Origin of the sequence: Bradyrhizobium manausense, from assembly GCF_001440035.1 — a bacterium.
Lineage (GTDB): Bacteria > Pseudomonadota > Alphaproteobacteria > Rhizobiales > Xanthobacteraceae > Bradyrhizobium > Bradyrhizobium manausense.
Genome location: NZ_LJYG01000112.1, coordinates 564994 through 582540, shown reverse-complemented (window position 1 = coordinate 582540; position 17547 = coordinate 564994). Strand labels below are relative to the sequence as shown.

Annotated in this window: 18 protein-coding genes and 1 riboswitch; of the genes, 6 read left to right on the top strand and 12 right to left on the bottom strand. The window is 62.1% G+C overall.

Going from position 1 to position 17547, the window contains the following annotated elements:
- Positions 1–76: 76 nt before the first annotated feature.
- On the bottom strand, positions 77–646 hold the full coding sequence (locus AOQ71_RS39315) for a TetR/AcrR family transcriptional regulator (protein ID WP_057759101.1): 570 nt from the start codon (positions 644–646) through the stop codon (positions 77–79).
- A gap of 95 nt (positions 647–741) precedes the next feature.
- Between AOQ71_RS39315 and AOQ71_RS39310 the strand changes: the two genes are divergently transcribed.
- The gene (locus AOQ71_RS39310) at positions 742–1122 is read left to right on the top strand and encodes a DUF4267 domain-containing protein (RefSeq protein ID WP_057758693.1); all 381 of its coding nucleotides are present in this window, start codon (positions 742–744) and stop codon (positions 1120–1122) included.
- Here AOQ71_RS39310 and AOQ71_RS39305 read toward each other — a convergent pair whose 3' ends face one another.
- On the bottom strand, positions 1123–1476 hold the full coding sequence (locus AOQ71_RS39305; RefSeq protein WP_036024830.1) for a cupin domain-containing protein: 354 nt from the start codon (positions 1474–1476) through the stop codon (positions 1123–1125).
- 220 nt (positions 1477–1696) lie between these two features.
- Positions 1697–2497 carry a DUF1269 domain-containing protein gene (locus AOQ71_RS39300; protein ID WP_057758692.1) on the bottom strand — a complete coding sequence of 267 codons (801 nt, stop codon included), beginning with the start codon at positions 2495–2497 and terminating at the stop codon, positions 1697–1699.
- 497 nt (positions 2498–2994) lie between these two features.
- On the opposite strand from AOQ71_RS39300, the gene AOQ71_RS39295 reads away from it, so the two are divergent.
- Both AOQ71_RS39295 and AOQ71_RS39290 read left to right on the top strand, forming a co-directional pair.
- Positions 2995–3468 carry an AtaL-like protein gene (locus tag AOQ71_RS39295; RefSeq protein WP_057758690.1) on the top strand — a complete coding sequence of 158 codons (474 nt, stop codon included), beginning with the start codon at positions 2995–2997 and terminating at the stop codon, positions 3466–3468.
- A gap of 59 nt (positions 3469–3527) precedes the next feature.
- Positions 3528–4196, top strand: coding sequence for an NAD(P)-dependent oxidoreductase (locus AOQ71_RS39290; RefSeq protein ID WP_057758688.1), 669 nt, complete (start codon positions 3528–3530; stop codon positions 4194–4196).
- A 100-nt stretch (positions 4197–4296) separates the two neighbouring features.
- Here AOQ71_RS39290 and AOQ71_RS39285 read toward each other — a convergent pair whose 3' ends face one another.
- Together AOQ71_RS39285 and AOQ71_RS49370 are read right to left on the bottom strand one after the other, a co-directional pair.
- Complete coding sequence (locus AOQ71_RS39285) at positions 4297–6870, bottom strand: excinuclease ABC subunit UvrA (RefSeq protein ID WP_083514841.1); 2574 nt, start codon at positions 6868–6870, stop codon at positions 4297–4299.
- A 98-nt stretch (positions 6871–6968) separates the two neighbouring features.
- Entirely contained in the window at positions 6969–7157 is a 189-nt protein-coding gene (locus AOQ71_RS49370; protein ID WP_057758684.1) for a hypothetical protein, read from the bottom strand.
- An 88-nt stretch (positions 7158–7245) separates the two neighbouring features.
- On the opposite strand from AOQ71_RS49370, the gene AOQ71_RS39275 reads away from it, so the two are divergent.
- Together AOQ71_RS39275 and AOQ71_RS39270 are read left to right on the top strand one after the other, a co-directional pair.
- On the top strand, positions 7246–7548 hold the full coding sequence (locus AOQ71_RS39275) for a DMT family transporter (RefSeq protein ID WP_083514811.1): 303 nt from the start codon (positions 7246–7248) through the stop codon (positions 7546–7548).
- Between the two features lie 98 nt (positions 7549–7646).
- Positions 7647–7732: riboswitch (ZMP/ZTP riboswitch) on the top strand.
- Between the two features lie 34 nt (positions 7733–7766).
- Entirely contained in the window at positions 7767–9044 is a 1278-nt protein-coding gene (locus AOQ71_RS39270; RefSeq protein ID WP_057758681.1) for a serine hydroxymethyltransferase, read from the top strand.
- 50 nt (positions 9045–9094) lie between these two features.
- Here the strand turns inward: AOQ71_RS39270 and AOQ71_RS39265 are convergent, their stop codons facing one another.
- Positions 9095–10117, bottom strand: coding sequence for an NAD(P)H-dependent flavin oxidoreductase (locus tag AOQ71_RS39265; protein WP_063958356.1), 1023 nt, complete (start codon positions 10115–10117; stop codon positions 9095–9097).
- 84 nt (positions 10118–10201) lie between these two features.
- Here AOQ71_RS39265 and AOQ71_RS50505 point away from each other — a divergent pair, with 84 nt between their 5' ends.
- Entirely contained in the window at positions 10202–10369 is a 168-nt protein-coding gene (locus tag AOQ71_RS50505; protein WP_083514808.1) for a DMT family transporter, read from the top strand.
- Between the two features lie 359 nt (positions 10370–10728).
- Here the strand turns inward: AOQ71_RS50505 and AOQ71_RS39260 are convergent, their stop codons facing one another.
- The 6 genes from AOQ71_RS39260 to AOQ71_RS49365 all read right to left on the bottom strand — a co-directional run.
- Positions 10729–11739 carry a G1 family glutamic endopeptidase gene (locus AOQ71_RS39260; RefSeq protein WP_057758677.1) on the bottom strand — a complete coding sequence of 337 codons (1011 nt, stop codon included), beginning with the start codon at positions 11737–11739 and terminating at the stop codon, positions 10729–10731.
- Between the two features lie 4 nt (positions 11740–11743).
- Entirely contained in the window at positions 11744–12676 is a 933-nt protein-coding gene (locus tag AOQ71_RS39255) for a phosphatase PAP2 family protein (protein ID WP_057758675.1), read from the bottom strand.
- Positions 12677–12717: 41 nt separating this feature from the next.
- A complete protein-coding gene (locus AOQ71_RS39250; RefSeq protein ID WP_162268462.1) occupies positions 12718–14478 on the bottom strand; it encodes an adenylate/guanylate cyclase domain-containing protein in 1761 nt (586 codons plus the stop codon).
- Between the two features lie 617 nt (positions 14479–15095).
- Complete coding sequence (locus tag AOQ71_RS39245; protein ID WP_083514806.1) at positions 15096–16433, bottom strand: serine hydrolase domain-containing protein; 1338 nt, start codon at positions 16431–16433, stop codon at positions 15096–15098.
- 207 nt (positions 16434–16640) lie between these two features.
- Positions 16641–17354 (bottom strand): ABC transporter ATP-binding protein, encoded by a 714-nt coding sequence (locus AOQ71_RS39240; RefSeq protein WP_057758671.1) that lies wholly within the window; start codon positions 17352–17354, stop codon positions 16641–16643.
- Positions 17351–17547: ABC transporter ATP-binding protein C-terminal domain-containing protein (locus AOQ71_RS49365; RefSeq protein ID WP_488226158.1), on the bottom strand; the 197-nt coding region annotated here is incomplete at its 5' end. The genes AOQ71_RS39240 and AOQ71_RS49365, both read right to left, overlap by 4 nt.

Sequence of the window (17547 nt, the reverse complement as noted above, 5' to 3'; positions counted from 1 at the left end):
GGTATTTGGCCAGATTCCGGATCACTAATTTACGCGCCGCCGCTTGCGCCTGGCTGCGCGGGTTCGTTTGCCTTGCTCAGGAATCAAGAAGTCCGCGGACGACCAGCGCTATCCGCTGGTCACGTGCACTCTTTCTGATCCGGCCGGACCGCTCGAGCTCGGCCAGCCCATGGAGAGCGGCCCAGAACGTCTCGGTCGCGACCTCGACGTCGCTCCTCGATGGCGCCACGACGGATGCCAGCGCCGCAAAACCGTCCTTCAACTCCGGCCTGGTGTCGGCATCCGCGAAGCGGAGGATGGTCGGCAGGGTGAACATCGCCTCGTAGAGCGCGGGATGCTGGCGCGCAAAGGCGAGATACGCGATTGCGACATTCTCAATTGCTTTTGCACGATCGCTCGACCGCTGCGCGGCTTTCCGAAGCGCTTTGGCGAGTTCGCCAAACCCTTCGAGCGCGACAGCGGTCACGATCGCGTCCCTGTTCTCGAAGTGAGAATAGACCACCGGCTGGCTGTATTCGATCTCGTCGGCGAGACGGCGGATCGTGACGGCACTCCATCCCTCGCGTTCGGCGATCAGCCGCGCAGCCGCGGTGATGCGATGCTCCCGATCGGCCCGCTCTCTGGTTTTCCTCTCGGCGACACCCAAGACCCTGATCTCCAAACCGTGATGACGCCGAATTATAGCGTTACTTGATAAACTAACAATGCTAGATTATCTTGCGATGAAAGAAGGAGGCGTCGATGTACTGGTTTTCAATCGCTGTGGCGTTGCTGGCAGCCCTCGGGATCATCGCCATCGGGTTGATGTATCTGGCCAATCCGCAGCGAGCGACGCAGAGTTTCGGCCTGCCGCTCCCCGAGCAAGGGCCGAACGTCGCCTGGTGGCTTCGTCTCAAGGGCGTGCGTGATGTCGTTTCGGGACTGGTCGTGCTCGCCTTGATGGCGTGGGGCGGCCCGCGAATGGTCGGTTTGGTCCTTCTGATCGAAGCGATCATTCCTGTCGGCGACATGTCGCTCATTTTCGCCGCGAGGGGCTCGGCGGCGAGGGCGTTGGGCGTCCATGGCCTCACCGCCGCGCTGATGATCGCGGCGGCGATTGCTCTGATCGCGAGCGCGGCTTGATCAGACCAGGATGCGAGGCGCCGCGGTGGCCTTGTCGCCGGAATTCGGTGTCCCCGTCGGCTCGATCAGGAGGATGTGCACTTCGCCGCGCGCCACGGGCCGGTGCTCAACGCCCTTGGGGACGACGAAAACCTCGCCGGGGTTGAGCGTGACGGTGCGATCCCGCAGCTCGATATCCAGCGTCCCTGAGAGCACGAGAAAAAAGTCGTCCGTATCCTCGTGCTTGTGCCAATGAAATGGCCCCTCGAGCTTGGCCACCATGATGTCATTGTCGTTATAGGTCGCGACCGTGCGCGGGGAGAACCGGTCAGTGAAGGTTGCGAGCTTCTCGGCGAGATTTGCGGGTGCTTTCATGGCGTGTCCTTGAGCGAGCCGTCTGTCCACGTTTGCAAGACGGGGCGTGCTGGTTAGCACGTGCTCGATCGCGAAACGAGACTGCTGCGATTCGGCAGACGGCCGAGAGGCGCACGAAGTTCCGCCTCGCCATGGCGGGACCATGACGAGCCTGGCGGTGCTCAGGGGATTGCGGGCGCCCGGTCTGACCCGAGCGCCCTTCAAGCTGAGGAGCCCACGCCTAGGCCGCCAGCGCCTCTCTGGTCAACGTCCACGCCTGGTTGAGCTTCTTGGCGCGGACGTCGAAATCGGCCTTGACCTCGGCGATGCGCTTGTCGATGCGACGCTTGGCGCGATCGCTGGCCTGCTTTGCCTGCTCCGTCAGCGACTGAATTCTCGCATCCGTCTCGGCCCGAGCCTGATCAAGTCGCTTCTTCGCCTGCTCTTGCACTGTGTTGATCTGCAGTTTGACCTGCTCCATGTCCTTTTGGATCGCCGCGCGGTTTTCGGCGGCTGTATGCTTGAGATCGTCCTGCAATGCCTTCAGTTCCGCCTGGAACGCAGCGCTCTCGCGCATGAGTTGATCCTCGATGACCTCGGAGCGCAGGCGGCGGAAGACGGTCGCGCCAAGCTTGTGCAGACGCGTATCCACGGGCGTCATCCAGGTTTCCCCGACGTCGGCCAGCACGGCCGCCTTTCCGGGCGAAAGCTCTTTCGAGACTTCATCGAGAAACGCCGCGCTGATGCCGCTGCTGTCGAGATCAAAAGCCAGGCCGCCGAGGCCACCCAGCGAGGCGCCGACGAGCAGTCCGGCGGGGCCGGCGAGAAGCCCGATGAGACTCCCGGTGACCAGGCCGACAGCCGTGCCCACCGGACCCTGGTCAGCCGCCCGCTTGACCTCGTTCTTGCCCGCCTTGTCCTTGACGATCACCGCCGAGGCATAAAGAGTGATGTCGCCCTCCTGATGAAGCTCCCGCAGGGCGCTCAAGCCCTCGAATGCCGAAGCCTCGGTTTCGAAAACTGCAACCAGCATCTTGTTCATGAGGAGTTCTCCTGTCGTTTGGTCTTGAAGTCGGCTATCTCGGCCAGCTCGGAGCGCGCGAGGATCAGCGCATCGTTGCCTGGATCCAGTAATTCGAGGAACTCTTTGTTTCCTCCGTGAGATCGCAGACTGAGCTTTGCCGACCGCAAGCAATCGCATGCGGCGGCCACGCGAGAATGATGTGCCGATCGGCGGCTCTCGGCGTTGACCCAGGTCAAATTCCGGCTGCGACAGCCGCGTGGCTCGACCTCCTCCGAGCCGAGCGCCGCCGATCAGCTTCCGAGCACTCTCTCTTCGAACTGCCGCGCTTGAAACGCGCCGTGCGCGCAACGCCGTGTCGCGGCTGCTCCTGGAAATCTGACCGTTCCACCTGTGAGACGATGCGTCCAAAATAAACGGCTATCGCTATTCTTTTGGATCACTAGTTTCGTGGTCACCAACCCGGCCGGCGCAGCTGTCGCCGCCGAACGCCAACCACGGCAACAAGGACCATCGTCATGATCTATTCGACCGCCACCGTCGCCGTGAACCCCGAGGGCGAAACCCGGCTGAGCCGCGAGCAGGTCTGGAAAGGGCTGGAGCTCAAGGCGCGCGACGCCCGCCTGTTTCTGCCGCCCGGCCTCTGCACGCGCTGCGACGTCGTCGCGGAGAGCGCGACGCACTTCGTGCGCGAAGCCACCATCGCCGGCGCGGATCTGCGCGAGATCATCGCGCTCGAGCCGCAGAGCAAGGTCACGTTCTTCCAGGCCACCGGCCCGCGTGAAGGCGCCATCATCAACGAGATCGTCGAGAACGATGCCGGCGAGCTGCTGCTGAGATTCTACTGCTATCTCGGCCTGCGCGGAAAGCAGCCTGATGGCCCCGAGGAGCAGGCCGAGCAGGCGCAGTTCGACAGCGACAGAGGCTACAGGGCCGCGCTGCTGTCGACGCTCAAGCGCACCCGCGAGCTGCTCGCCGACGGCACGCTCTGACCAATTCACCTTCGCGTCGAACAATCTTGATCCCGATCAGTCCGCATTTGGAGGCAACAATGACGACCCACACCGACAACAACGCGAACACGTCACCGACGAAGATACTGGTTCTTGGCGCAACCGGCGGCACCGGACGCCAGATCGTCACGCAGGCGCTGGCGCGCGGCCATCAGGTCACCGCGCTGGTGCGGTCACCGCAGAAGGCCGGCGATCTGAACGGCGTCAGGCTCGTCGTCGGCGACGTGCGCGAGGCGAAGGTGCTTCGCGAAGCCCTGAGGGGACAGGACGCCGTCGTCAGCGCGCTCGGAACGCCGGCGAGCCCCTTCCGCGACGTGACGATGCTCTCGAGCGCGACGCGCGCGCTCGTCCAGGCGATGAAGGCCGAGCACGTCGCTCGCCTGGTTGCGATCACGGGGATCGGCGCCGGCGACAGCCGCGGGCATGGCGGCTTCCTGTTCGATCGCGTGATCTTCCCGCTGCTACTGAAGAAGGTGTATGCCGACAAGGACAGGCAGGAGGCCATCGTGAGGGACAGCGGGCTCGACTGGGTCCTCGTTCGTCCGACGATCCTGAACGACAAGCCCCGCGGCGGCGCGGTGCGGGCCCTGACGGATCTCTCCGGCTTCCACGGCGGCAGCATCTCGCGACAGGACGTCGCCACATTCGTGCTGGATCAAGTGCACAGCGATGACTGGCTGCATCGGGCTCCGTTGATCACGGGGTGAGCCGTGAGGCCTCATGAACCTTCCGAGAAGGGCCGGGACCGCAACCGGAGCCAGTCGAGACCGTCCCTCTTGGTGATCGCGCGTGGAGTGCGCTCGTCAGCTATTGTGGCGAGACCGTCGCTCCTGCTGCTCCTCGTGATCGCAGCCGATATTCTTTCAGCGCTCGCGCCAGATAGGGCGCGGTGCGGCTCGCTTGGTGCTGCGCGATCTGCAGCGGCTGCCCGGCTGCGACGACCTGTCCTCCCTCATCCCCGGCGCCTGGCCCGATGTCGATCACCCAATCACTTGCAGCCACGACGCTCATGTCGTGCTCCACGACGATGACGGTGCTGCCGGCGTCGACCAGTCCGTTCAGCTGAACAATCAGCTTCTCGACATCCGAGGGATGCAGGCCGGTGGTCGGCTCGTCCAGGACATAGATGCTTCCCGTTCGCTGGGTGCGCTGGAGCTCAGTGGCGAGCTTGACCCGTTGTGCCTCTCCGCCGGACAGCTCCGTGGCCGGCTGGCCCAGACGGATATAATCTAGCCCGACTTGCCGGATCACATCGAGCGACCTCGCAATGTGGACGTCGCCCACGAAGAACGCATGGGCCTCATCGACGGTCATTGCCAGAACGTCCGCGATCGACTTGCCCTTGAGCTTGATCTTCAGCGTATCCGGATTATACCGCGAGCCCTGGCACTCCGGACATGGTGCGTAGACGCTGGGCAGGAACAATAGCTCGACGCAGACAAATCCTTCTCCCTGGCAGTTCGGACAACGCCCTTTCGGAAGGTTGAAAGAGAATCGGCCGGCGTCGAAGCGATGCCGTCGCGCATCTTTCGTCTGCGCGAACAGCTTTCGCACCTCGTCGAAAAGTCCGGTGTAGGTCGCCAGATTGGACCGGGGAGTCCTTCCGATCGGCTTCTGGTCCACCACGACCAACCGTTTCAACCGATCAAGCCCTTCGGTGATTTTGCCGCCGGAAGCGACATCAGGCGCGCGCTGAAGGATGTCTTCGCCGACATCGTCAGGTGCGTGGGACTGCCCGAAGTGGCTGCTCAGCGCCTCCACGAGGAACTGGCTGACAAGGCTGGACTTGCCAGACCCGGATACGCCAGTGACTGATGTCAGCACACCCAGCGGAAAGGCGACATCGATCCCCCTGAGATTGTTGCGCTCGACACCGCTCAGCTTGAGCCAGCCCTGCGAATTGCGATGATTTTGCCGTGGTGGTGGGACTCGGCCAAACAGGTATCTTGCGGTGTACGATGTCTCGACGGATTTCAATCCGTCGATTGGGCCGCTGTAAAGGATATGGCCGCCGTGCCGACCGGCGTCGGGCCCAACGTCAACGATCCAGTCGGCGTGTCGCACCACGTCCAGCTCATGCTCGACCACAAAGAGCGAGTTTCCGCCCACTTTCAACTTGTCGAGCGCCCGGAGCAGCGCTTCCGTATCGGAGGGATGCAGCCCGGCGGACGGTTCATCGAGCACATAGACCACCCCAAACAGGTTTGAGCGGACCTGCGTCGCCAGACGCAGACGCTGGAGTTCGCCCGGTGACAAGGTCGGCGTACTGCGCTCGAGGGTCAGGTAACCGAGACCGAGGTCGAGCAGCACGCCAAGTCGTGCGCTCAGATCCTGCGCAATCCGCTGCACGACGATCGCCTTCTCCGGGTGGTCGTCCCGCCGGCCAGCGCTTCCGTCGCAATATGGCCGCATCAGCACCGCCAATTGCTTCAACGGAAGGCGAGCCATCTCGGCAATATCCATTCCGGCAAACTTGACCGAGAGCGCCTCGGCCTTGAGACGCTTGCCGTGGCAAAGCGGGCATTCAGCGCTCAACATGAATTGCGACACGCGCTTCTTCATCATCGCGCTGGTCGTATTGGCGAATGTCTCCATGACGTAGCGACGGGCGCCGGTGAAAGTGCCTTGATAGCTCGGCTCCTCCTTGCGCCGGAGCGCTCTCCGAACCTCCTTGGCGTCGTAACCGGCGTAAACCGGCACCGTGGGTTGCTCGTCCGTGAACAGAATCCAGTCACGGTCCTTTTTCGGAAGCTCGCGCCACGGCCTGTCCACGTCGTAGCCAAGCGTCGTCAGGATATCGCGCAGGTTCTGGCCGTGCCATGCGGTCGGCCACGCCGCGACGGCGCGCTGGCGAATGGTGAGGGTATCGTCGGGCACCATCGAGCGTTCGGTCACGTCGTAGACGCGCCCGAGGCCATGGCACTTCGGGCAGGCTCCTTCCGCTGAATTGGGCGAGAACGACTCGGCATAAAGCATAGGTTGCGACTTCGGATAGTCGCCGGCGCGCGAATAGAGCATGCGCAAAAGGTTCGACAGCGTCGTGACGCTGCCGACGCTCGATCTCGTGGTCGACGATCCCCGCTGCTGCTGCAGCGCCACCGCCGGAGGCAGCCCTTCGACCTCGTCCACCTCAGGCACAGCCATCTGGTGGAACAAGCGACGGGCGTAGGGCGACACGGATTCCAGGTAGCGCCGTTGCGCCTCGGCATACAGCGTCCCGAATGCCAGAGACGATTTTCCGGAGCCGGATACGCCGGTGAACACGACCAGCGCGTCCCGGGGAATGTCGACGTCCAGATTCTTCAGATTGTGCTCGCGCGCCCCGCGTACCCTGACAAATCCCGGAGCCGATTGCTGCGAGCGCGCGCTTGGTTTGTGCATCTTCTGGTCCATGCTCGTCCCGTCGTCCTCGGGACGACAACTGCGTCAAAGTCCCCACGATCCAAAGAAACGGGTCGCGGTCTGGCCGCCGCTGGCATCTACCCTTTTTGTTTGTCTTCTGCGCTTCGTCCGTCGGAGCTTCTTGAGCGTTCTTCGAAGCGATCAGCGCCCTTGGCGAGATCCTGCCCCGTCTTGCTCTCGCGTTTCGCTTCGTCCTTGGCAGCTGCCTCGCGCAAGCCCTCAGCGGCCCGCTTTCCGGCTTCCGATGATTTTCGCTCGTGATCCATTGGTTGCTCCCTTCGTCGTGAGGACGCTCCTCCAGGAATAGTTTCTTATCCAGCTTTTGGGGCTATCCTGCTCAGCCGTAGATTTCCAATGAGATCGCCTGGGCTTTGTTCCTTCTCCGCCGGGCTGCTCTCCCGCGATGTAGTCCCTCTACGAGTTAGGAGGGCGTGGACGGGCGGCATCTTCGGTGCGATGTTCATTGCCACCAGCATCGCCATGGTGCCCCGGCTTGGCGTCACGTCAGTGGCAACGCTCATCATCGTCGGCCAATTGCTGAGCTCACTGGCCTTCGACCAGGTCGGCTTCTTCGGCTTGCCGCGACAGCCCATCACGGTTCTGCGAGGGATCGGCGTTGTGTGTCTCATCACCGGCGTGACGCTCGTACGCGGATAGCTTGTCCGCCACGGGTGAGCCGCGGCCGCACGAGCTGGCAGTTGCAGACGGCTCGCAGGTCGGCTAACTTTCCTTTGCGAAGAGCCCCGTGCTCATTCGTCCGTTCGCGCGACTGGCGAGCTAACGTGGAAACGACCACGGTGAAGCGCGAATGGTTCCGACGCCGATCGCCTGGGCAACCCATCTGCTGGAACAACAGCGTGTTGAGGAGCCCGAGCATGCCTTCATTTCGCAACGAACTGTCGATCAACGATTCTGAGATCGCCGCCGCCCTCGCGGGGGAGGAGCGCCGTCAACAGGACGGCATCGAACTGATTCCGTCGGAGAATTACACCTATCCGGAGGTGCTCGAACTGCTCGGATCGGTCTTCACCAACAAATATTCCGAGGGATATCCTGGACGCAGATATTACGGCGGCCAGCACTATACGGACGAAATCGAGAACCTCGCACGGCAGCGGGCCTGCTCGCTGTTTCGCGCCGAGCACGCCAACGTTCAGCCGCTTTCGGGATCACCGATGAATCAGGCCGTCTATCTCGGCCTGTTGAACCCCGGCGACACCATTCTCGCCATGGACCTTTCCCATGGCGGTCATCTCACCCACGGCGCGCCGGTGTCCCACATGGGGCGTTTGTTCAACTTCATGCGCTACAAGACGACCCCATCATCAGGCGCGATCGATTTCGACGAATTGCGCGCAATTGCGCGTGAAGCGCGTCCGAAGATGGTGTTGTGCGGCTACAGCTCCTATCCGCGCGACCTCGACTATGTCGCTTTCAAAAGCGTTGCCGACGAAGTTGGCGCGCTCACGATGGCTGACGTCAGCCATTATGGCGGATTGGTTGCCGCTGATGTCATGCGCAATCCGCTTGATGCCGGCTTCGACGTCATGACAACGACATCGCACAAGACGCTGCGCGGCCCCCGAGGCGGGATCGTCCTGTGCCGGAGGGAAATTGCGGGGCGGATCGATGCGTCCGTCTTTCCAGGTCTCCAGGGCGGACCTCACATGAATGTCGTGGCCGGGATTGCCGTGACGCTCAAAAGGGCGGCGACCCCGGATTTCCAGGGTTACGCGCGGCAGGTCTTGCGCAACGCGAAGGTTCTCGCCGACACACTGATGGAGCGCGGCATGAAGCTGGTGACGGACGGGACCGACAATCACATGATGGTCGTCGATACGGCAGCGTCCGTCGGACTCGACGGGCGAGCCGCCGAGGAGGTGCTCGACGCCATAGCCATCACCACGAACAAGCAGGTTATTCCAGACGATCCGCGCCCGCCGCTCAGGCCGAGTGGAGTTCGCCTCGGGACACCGGCGGCGACCACGCGCGGCATGGGAGAGACCGAAATGCGTCGCATCGGCGAGTTCATTGCGGCTGCGCTGCGGGCCAACGGCGACGATGCGGTCCTCGCGCGCCTCAGGTCAGAGTGCGTCGAGATGTGCCGCACCTTCCCTGTCCCAGGTGTGGTGTCCGGGCCCGGAGCGAGCTGATCGGCCGTCCGCCTGCGCCGGAGACGGAAGTGTCCGATTGCCGGGAAAGGTCAGTGACCGCTTGTTTCAGCACCGTGAAGTTCAACGGGACGGCGCAGAAATTCCCCTGCCTCCTCGGCCAGCTCGCGAACGATTTCTCGTGCCGGCATAATGCGCTTCACAGCGCCGACCGACTGGCCGGCGTAGAGGGCCATCGCACCGACATGCCCTGTTGCGGTTCTGTCCGCCACGGTTGCGGCAAAGCGTGGAACGGCACGGGGCGAACCGTCGATGTTAGTCACGATTCCAGTGCTGTCGCCTTGTAGCGCTTCAGCTGCTTCAATGGCGGAGCGCAACACGCGATGCGGAGCATCCGGCCATCCAACGTGGAAGGTGCGCGTATAGATGCTGTCCTCGGCTCTCGCGGCGATAAGTGCGTCCACGTAGATGGGATGGACATCGGCCTCTGTGGCAGCGACAAAGCGTGTTCCCACACGCACGCCGGCCGCGCCGGCGGCGAGCGCAGCGGCCATGGCGCGGCCGGTGCCGATGCCGCCGGCAGCGAGAACGGGAATCTCGGTCACGGCGTCAAGCACCTCGCACAACAGATGCACGAGCCCCACCGTGCCGCGAACATGACCGCCCGCCTCAACCCCTTGCGCAACGATCATATCGCAACCGACAGCTGCAGCCTTCCGGGCTTCGTCGGCCGACCCGACTTGCCACGATGCCAGCGCGCCATGGTCATGGACGATCTGGACGAACTCCGCGTCCGGATCGCTGTAGAAGAACTCGACAACCCGGCTGATCTTGGCAGCTTGCTCGACGCACTCGCGCGCGCGGGATTGCGAAGGGGCGCCGCCCGGCCGGATAATGAAGTTTACGCCGAATGGGCGACTGGTCAGTTCCTGCGTGCGATGAAGAAGCGGGGCGAGCGTCGTTGGATTGAGGCCCCCACGCGCGGTTCCGAGCATTCCCAAACCGCCGGCTTCGGAAACGGCGGCGGCTAGTTCAGGCGAGCCGACCGATCCCATGCCGGCGAGCTGAATCGGGATCGTGCACCCCACCAGTCTGGTGAAACGTGTACTAAGCATCGCGCGCTCCAAGGGGCTGGCATGCCGCATCGGCGCCTGCGAACTTACCACGATGTGGCAGCTGCGGGTAACTAGCCGCAACACTTGGCTTGGCGTGACCTCAGGGCAACGCTCATCATCGGCGGCCAATTGCGGAGCTCGCTGGCCTTCGACCAGTTCGGCTTTTTCGGCTTGCCGCGACAGCCAATCACGATGCTCGGACGAATTTGCGCTTTATGTCTCGTCACGGGCGTGACGCTTGTCCGCGGATAGCTTGCCCGCCACGGGTGACCCACGCGCGGGATGATGGATTACGGGGCGTAATTGCGGTCCGGCAAACTTCAGATCGATCGCCAGATGTCGGCTTTGGCGCCCATTTCAGACCCTACTGACTGGTTACGGCACGTCCGAAAGGGGCCAAAACCGGACTCCAGGGAGTTGCAGACGAAATATCTGTGGCGCTGCCGTACAACCATCTCTTCGGCAACCCACAACAGCGCCACCTCGAGGTTTTTGTCCCCCAGGGGTCGCTGCTGGACGGCTGGCTCGTGCGATGCGGTAGCCGTGTTCCTGGGAGCGCTCGAACAATTAAGAGAGATGCCAATCGTACGCAACCAAGGGTTACCTCACAATTACGGTTCGTGATAATTCACTCGGATTCGCGCTGGCGGTTCTCGTCGGACCGATGGATTTGAGATCACGGCGACGCGGTTGAACTGCTGAAATTTCTGTTTCATGCGGATCAGTCTCGGCAAAAAGGCCGGCTGCGCCGGCGGGAAGGCGTGCTCAGTTGCGCATCGGTCGATGATCACCTCGCCATAATTTGGCAAAGGGAACAGCGGCCCGTCTTTATTGATCCCAATCGGCGTCGCCCAATCCCCGGGGCGTTCGACAACCCATTCTGCCGTCGAGCCTAGTACCGGTTCCCGCTTGAGCTGCACCGTCGCGAATATCCCGCTGGTGCGATTGACGACGTGCAGCCTGACAGTCTTCGGATCCGTCGAACTAACGTTGAGGCTGCAGAGAATCAGATCCCCGGCGCTGATCGGGACGCCCTTGATGGTCCAAGGCAGATAGTCACTCACGGCAGGCGAGTCGCGATGCCACCACTGCCACCATAGCTCGTGGCTCTCGCCAACTCCCCCATCTTGGACCTTATGACCCGACCCGACCTGAGGCATCGACTCTGTCCAGCGCTTTTTGCCGTCGAGGCCGATCCAGATCGAACACTTGAAGGCGAGCCCGGCGGGCTCTTGTTTGGCCCGCACCCCAGGTCTGATCTGCGGGACGGTCCAGCGCCCGACTACACGTGTGAAGCGGTTCGCATGATTTGAAGAGAGATAGGCGCCGGACCAGTTGCGGCTGTTCTGCAACCTGCTGCGGAGGCGATTGTGGTGCAGTGGCTCGGGCACTGAGGTGGCGAATGGGAACGGCGGCGGCTGCGACTGTGCCGCGACGAAGGCAGGCGCCGGCGACATCATTTCGCTCCAGTGCTCGTAGAGTTCGGGCTGAGTAACGGGATCCGGCTTTGCCGGCAGCCAGTAATAATCCAGTTCGGCCGGCGTGGCCGTCAGCGGATCAAACCCGGCATGCGGCAAAGTTACTGGTTCCTTGACTTCCAACTTGGGAGGCTGCACCGCCATCGTCCTAACTCCATTCATCGGTGGTGGCATCATCCAGCACTTTTTTGAACGATGGAACGGCCAGGAGCGCGGCAAAGGTTTGCCGGGCAAGTTCGAATCCCGCAGTCGAGTCGCTTGCGAAGTGCAGACCCGCGATCTCGCGATTGCGCGCGATCCGGCGCGACAATCCCTGTAACAGCGGCGCCCAGACTCCTTTGTTTCCTGCGGCATCCTTGCGGTTCTTGCTCGCCTCGCTGAGACACAGCGCCATCAGCATCGATTGCGTGGCGTGGCCGCTTGGAAACGACGGATGGCCGGGAATGGCGACCGGCGGCATCAGCGCCGGACAGATTTGGGAGGGGCGGGCGCGTGGATACCTCCCGCCGCCAGGGTTCTGTTTGAAATACATAGAGACGAGAATGCCGACTATGCCCGCGATGTGCATTAGCAAGAAGGTCTTCGGGTGGGTTCGGGGCGTGATCTTCAGCAACAGAACGAAGTATGCCATAAAATCGGCGTAGGAGGTGTGCTGTGCGAGGATTTCGCCCAGTGCATCAGCGCGTTCGTCCTCGGCCGCTCTGATAAGGTCCTGCAATTCTCTCGCCTGATTTGCTGGCAACCAGAGCACTCCCGTGAGATCGATCGTTGTGGCCCAGCCGGTCTTTGCAAAGTCAGCGAGGATGAGCCAAGCCTTCCACTTGGCAGCCCAATCAGTTTCAAGCCATTGCGCGATGTCGACCCGGATATCCGTCAATGAAACGTCAGTTCCGGTCTGCGTCCATTTCTTCGCTCCCGAGTCGTACGCCCATACTTCGCTCGCTCTTTCAGTGACGAACGGTAGATCGATGCGGTCTGGCAGTCGACCAACGCCGCCGCCGGAGCTGCCACCTGAATTGCCGGTGTCGCCCATGTCGCCCATGTCGCCCATATCGCCCATGTCGCCCATATTTCCGGCCATCTGATCTGCCCTTTCTCCGGTTGAAAAATGAGTTGACGTTCCTAATCGGGTAAGCCCGCCGCCCTCAGCCGCGGTACATGGCTCTCCAGAACCTTCGCCGACATCGGGGAGCGTGCGGCGAAAGTCATCAGGCTGAAATTCGGATCGAGTGCGAGAATCCGGCGCGCAATCTCCCGCGCGGCATCGAGGTCGCCGTACGCGACTAGCGCGGCTGCGAGAGTTCGCAGATTCGAAGTGAGCATCGAGTTGTGGGCGACTGCCCGCTGTCCCCACGCGATCGCCTGCTGGTAGTCGCCATTGATGTAATGACCTTGCGACAGCATGTGCTCGGTAAAAAACGCGAACGGATCGAGCGGCGACAGTTGCATGGCCCGCGTGGCGTGTTCCACCGCTCGTTTTCCATCGGCGATCCAGCCCGCGGTCGTGCTGCTAAGTGTCCAGGCCATGTGACAGCTCGGACTGGCCGCGATTGCCCGGTCGAGGAAATTCAGTGCAGTCGCGTAATCGCGCTGGGTGAACGATAGCATCTGGCCGTGGATTGCCAACGCAACGGGGTCATTGGGGTCGCGCTCGAGCGCGGCAGCTGCGCATCTGCGTGCCTCTTCGGCATCGACTGCGCTGTTGGTGCTCCAGCCCTGACCTATTCGAAACATGTGCCATGTGGCGGCATGGGAGTAGGCGGGGCCATAGCCGGGATCGTCCGCCATGGCCTGCTGCAAAAATCCACGGGCGCGATCAAAGGTTTCGGGTTGCAGTCGGTATAGCAGGTCAAGCGCTCGCAGCAGCAGGTCATAAGCGGTAAGGCTGTCCGGAGGCTTGCGCATCGCGCGCGCGAGCTCGCGTCCGCGCACCGCCGGTGCGATGGCAGTGACGACCTCGCTCGCAATGCGATCCTGCATCTCGAACATATCGCCCAGCATGCCGTCCCTACGATCCGAGCGCACAAGCCTGCCGGTTGACGCGTCAGAGAGCTCAGTGAAGACCCGTAGCCGACCCTTGGCGCGCTGCACGACTCCGCTCAGCGCATAGCGCACGCCGAGCTGTCGTCCGACTGCACGTGGATCGACAGCCATTCCGGCATACGCCAGGCTAGTGCCGCGCGAGATCACAAACAGATTTTCGATGCCGGACAGGATATGAATGATGCCTTCAATGATGCCCTCGGCAAACCAGGCATCTTCGGCGCTGTTGGGTTCGAGTTGAAAAGGTAATACAATCAGAGACGGACGATCATCGGGGAGCGCCGTCAGTTTCGCAACAGGAGACTGGACGCGACCGGCAGCAGCGATTCCGAATGCGCGTACCAGTCGATTCATGTTCTTGAGCTTGAGCTCGCCGAGATCGGTCAAGCTTAGCTGCTTCTCGGTGCGCACGTGTTCGGCAACGGCAGCAGTCAGCAGGATCCCACCCGGTTCAGCACTCGCCTGCAACCGGGCAGCGAGATTCACACCGTCGCCAAAAATATCGTTAGCTTCGACTATGACTTCGGTCAGATTGATGCCCATCCGGAACAAGATCGGTGGTGAGCTGACCGTAGCAGACGTCCGAGCGACTGATTTCTGGATTTCGACAGCACAGTCCACGGCTGCTTTTGCACTATCGAATGTCGCGAGAAAGCCATCTCCTGTGTTCTTAACGATGCGACCTCGATGATCGGCAATTTTTGGCTCAACGAATTCCGAGAGAATCTGCATCAGCCGGGAATGAGTGTCTTCCTCAGCCGCCTCCATAAGCGTGGTATATCCGGCGACGTCTGCCGACAGCACTGCAACAAGTTTACGCGGCGCGATCATGCTGCCCATTCTTTCGGATCGCGAGATCATTTTGCTCAGTAGCCACCGGTGATTGTAGCACAGGCCGCGCCAATTGCAGAGGCACTCTTGCGGCCGTTCCGACGGCCTGTCGCTTGGACCTGACCTGTCGCGATTTGGCCACGGCGTCGAGTAGATCCCGATGACCTACCCAAGTTGCGGCGATCTCACTGCAGGCCCGGTGGTCGTATTGCGCAAGCGGGCCGAAACGTTTGGTTTCCGAGCGGTTTAAAACGGACTTGAGTTGGATCTGCGTCTGCCTAATGGGGAGTACGAGGGGAGCGTCAATGGGCTTCGTCTCCGCCCACTAGGTATGCGAGCGCTTGGTAGAAGAGCCGTGCAGACTCTTCCCATGTCCGCTTGGGGTCAAAATGGGAAGAACTCAGGTTGAGCAAATCTGGTCCGCTCGGGTGCAATTAGCGGACCTCCGGCAGACGAGGCGCAACTTCGCAAATGGCCGATACCGCTCATTCAATGCAAGGGGAAGCCTATGCCTATCGTCTCGCCTGAGCGGCCAAGGAGTGACGGGCAACCCGAGGTAGGGCCGATGCATCGCCGGCTAACGGCAATCGCAATCAGTCCCTGAAGTCGATCAAGCTTTGGCAAACCTACCTCACCATCGCGTCGAAAATCAGCGGCGCCAACTCCGTCTCGATCCGCCCGCGCTGCGACGGTGACTGCATCATGCACAGCGCGAACAGATCGTCGTTCGGATCTACAAAGAAGAAGGTGCCGGCCACGCCGTCCCATCCATAGATGCCTGGCGGCCACGGCCTCTTCGGTTGCGGCGATGTGAGCACGGCAACCCCCAACCCGAATCCGGCGTGGACTGCCAGAAAATAGATATCGGCGGGTGCGATTCCGCTCCCGGGACCGATTTGGTCCGACGTCATCAGGGCCACCGTCTCCGGCTTCAGATAGCGTCGTCCGTCGACCGTGCCGCCATTCAAGAGCATCTGCACAAAGCGCGCGTAGTCGCCGGTCGTCCCGACCATTCCGGCTCCGCCGGATTCCCAGCGCCTATGCACCATCGGGTCCCTGATTCCGGCAATGGGCGGTTCTATCAGGTCATCCGGCAGGAACTGGGCAACCAGCGGGCGCTTCGCCTCGTCCGCGACAAAGAACGCGGTATGGCTCATGCCAAGGGGATCCAGCAGCCGCTCCTTCTCGAACTGAAACAGCGATTGCCCCGAAACCACCTCGATCACCCTCCCGAGCACATCGACGGAATGGCTATAGGTCCACCTCGTGCCCGGCTGCTCGGCGAGCGGCAGGTTCGCCAGGCGCGCAGCGAACTCGGCGTTGTCAAAATCGCCGCCGTAAAGGTCGGCCTGCCGATAGAGTTTTTGCACGGGGCCGTCGCCGTAAAACCCGTAAGTGATACCGGAAGTCTGTCGCATCAGATCGCGTATGGTGATCGGGCGCTTGAGCGGTTCCAGCGTAAACACCGGCTTTCCAGTCGCGTCGGGCTTTTCCACGCCGACCTTTACATCGGCAAAGGCAGGAATGTACTTGGAGAGGGGGTCATCCAACGACAGCTTGCCGTCGTCGACCAGCATCAGCGCGGCAACCGATGTGATCGGTTTCGACATCGAATAGTACCGAAAGATGGTGTCATCCGTCATCGGCACCTTGGTTGCGACGTCGCGCAGGCCGAATTTTTCGTAGTAGACCGGCTTTCCGTGCTGCTGGATCAACAGGATCGCGCCGGGAATTTTACTGATCGCGATCTCATGTCGTAGATAGTCACCGATGCGCTGAAGGCCCGGTTGCGAAAGGCCTCGTGCGGCCGGCGTATCTCCAAACGTGGCATTCAAACTTGCAGCCACGAGCGCGGCGACCAGCGCGAACGCCACCAAGCTTGCGGCCGCCTTGATCCGTTGGCCGGCTCGCGTCAGGCGTTCAAAATAGGTCGAGGTAGCGCGTGATGAGGATGTGCTAAACATGTGAGCCTCGCCACAATGGCCCCTGTGTCGAGCCGCCGTTGTTGCGTGCGAACAAGCCTGAGCGGCGATGATGACATCATGCCACTGTTTTGCCCGGCGGAGCAAGTCAATTTCGTAAAATCCGTAAGCTGGTGACTAAGCCATTGATATGGCTGTCACAGGCTACTGTGCATGGGGTTGTTTTCGACTGGTCTGGTCGGACCGGCTTCAATGCCCGCCGAGATAGGCCGTGATCAGCCTCTTATCGTGGATCAGATCCCTGGCGGGGCCGGACTGCACGATCTCGCCGGTCTCGAGCACATAGCCGTAGTCGGCGGTCTCCAGCGCGGCGCGGGCGTTCTGCTCGACCAGCAGGATCGAGACGCCGAGCTCGCGCAGCGAGGCGATGGTGCGAAAGATTTCGCGCACGATCAGCGGTGCGAGGCCGAGGCTGGGTTCATCGAGCATCAGCAATTTCGGCTTCGCCATCAGCGCGCGGCCGAGCGCCAGCATCTGGCGCTCGCCGCCGGAGAGGGTGCCGGCGGCCTGGCGCTGCCGCTCCTTCAGGCGGGGGAAGCGGTCGTAGACTTCGTCCAGCGTCTTCTGCACGCCGGAGCGGTCGCGCAGGCTGTAGGAGCCGAGCAGGAGATTGTCGGCGACCGACATGTCGGAGAACAGCTCGCGCTTTTCCGGGACGAGGCAGAGCCGGCGCTCGACGCGGTCCTCAACCGACATCCTGCCGATGTCGTTGCCCTGAAAGACGAGGCGGCCGCGCGAAGCGAGCAGGCCGATCGCAGCCATCAGCAGCGTGGTCTTGCCGGCGCCGTTCGGGCCGATCACGGTGACGATCTGTCCTTCCTCGACCGACAGCGTGACGTTGCGGACCGCTTCGACATTGTCGTAGCAGACGGTCACATCGCGCATCGAAAACATCTCGCTCACGCGACGCCTCCGAGATAGGCCTCTTGCACCCGCGCGTCGCTGCGGATCGCGGCGGGCGCGCCTTCGCAAAGCTTGGAGCCGAAATCGAGCACCACGATGCGGTCGACCAGCGACATCACGAACTCCATGTCATGCTCGACGATCAGGATGGTGAGATGGTCCGATCGCAGTGACCGTAGCAGCTCCGCAAGCC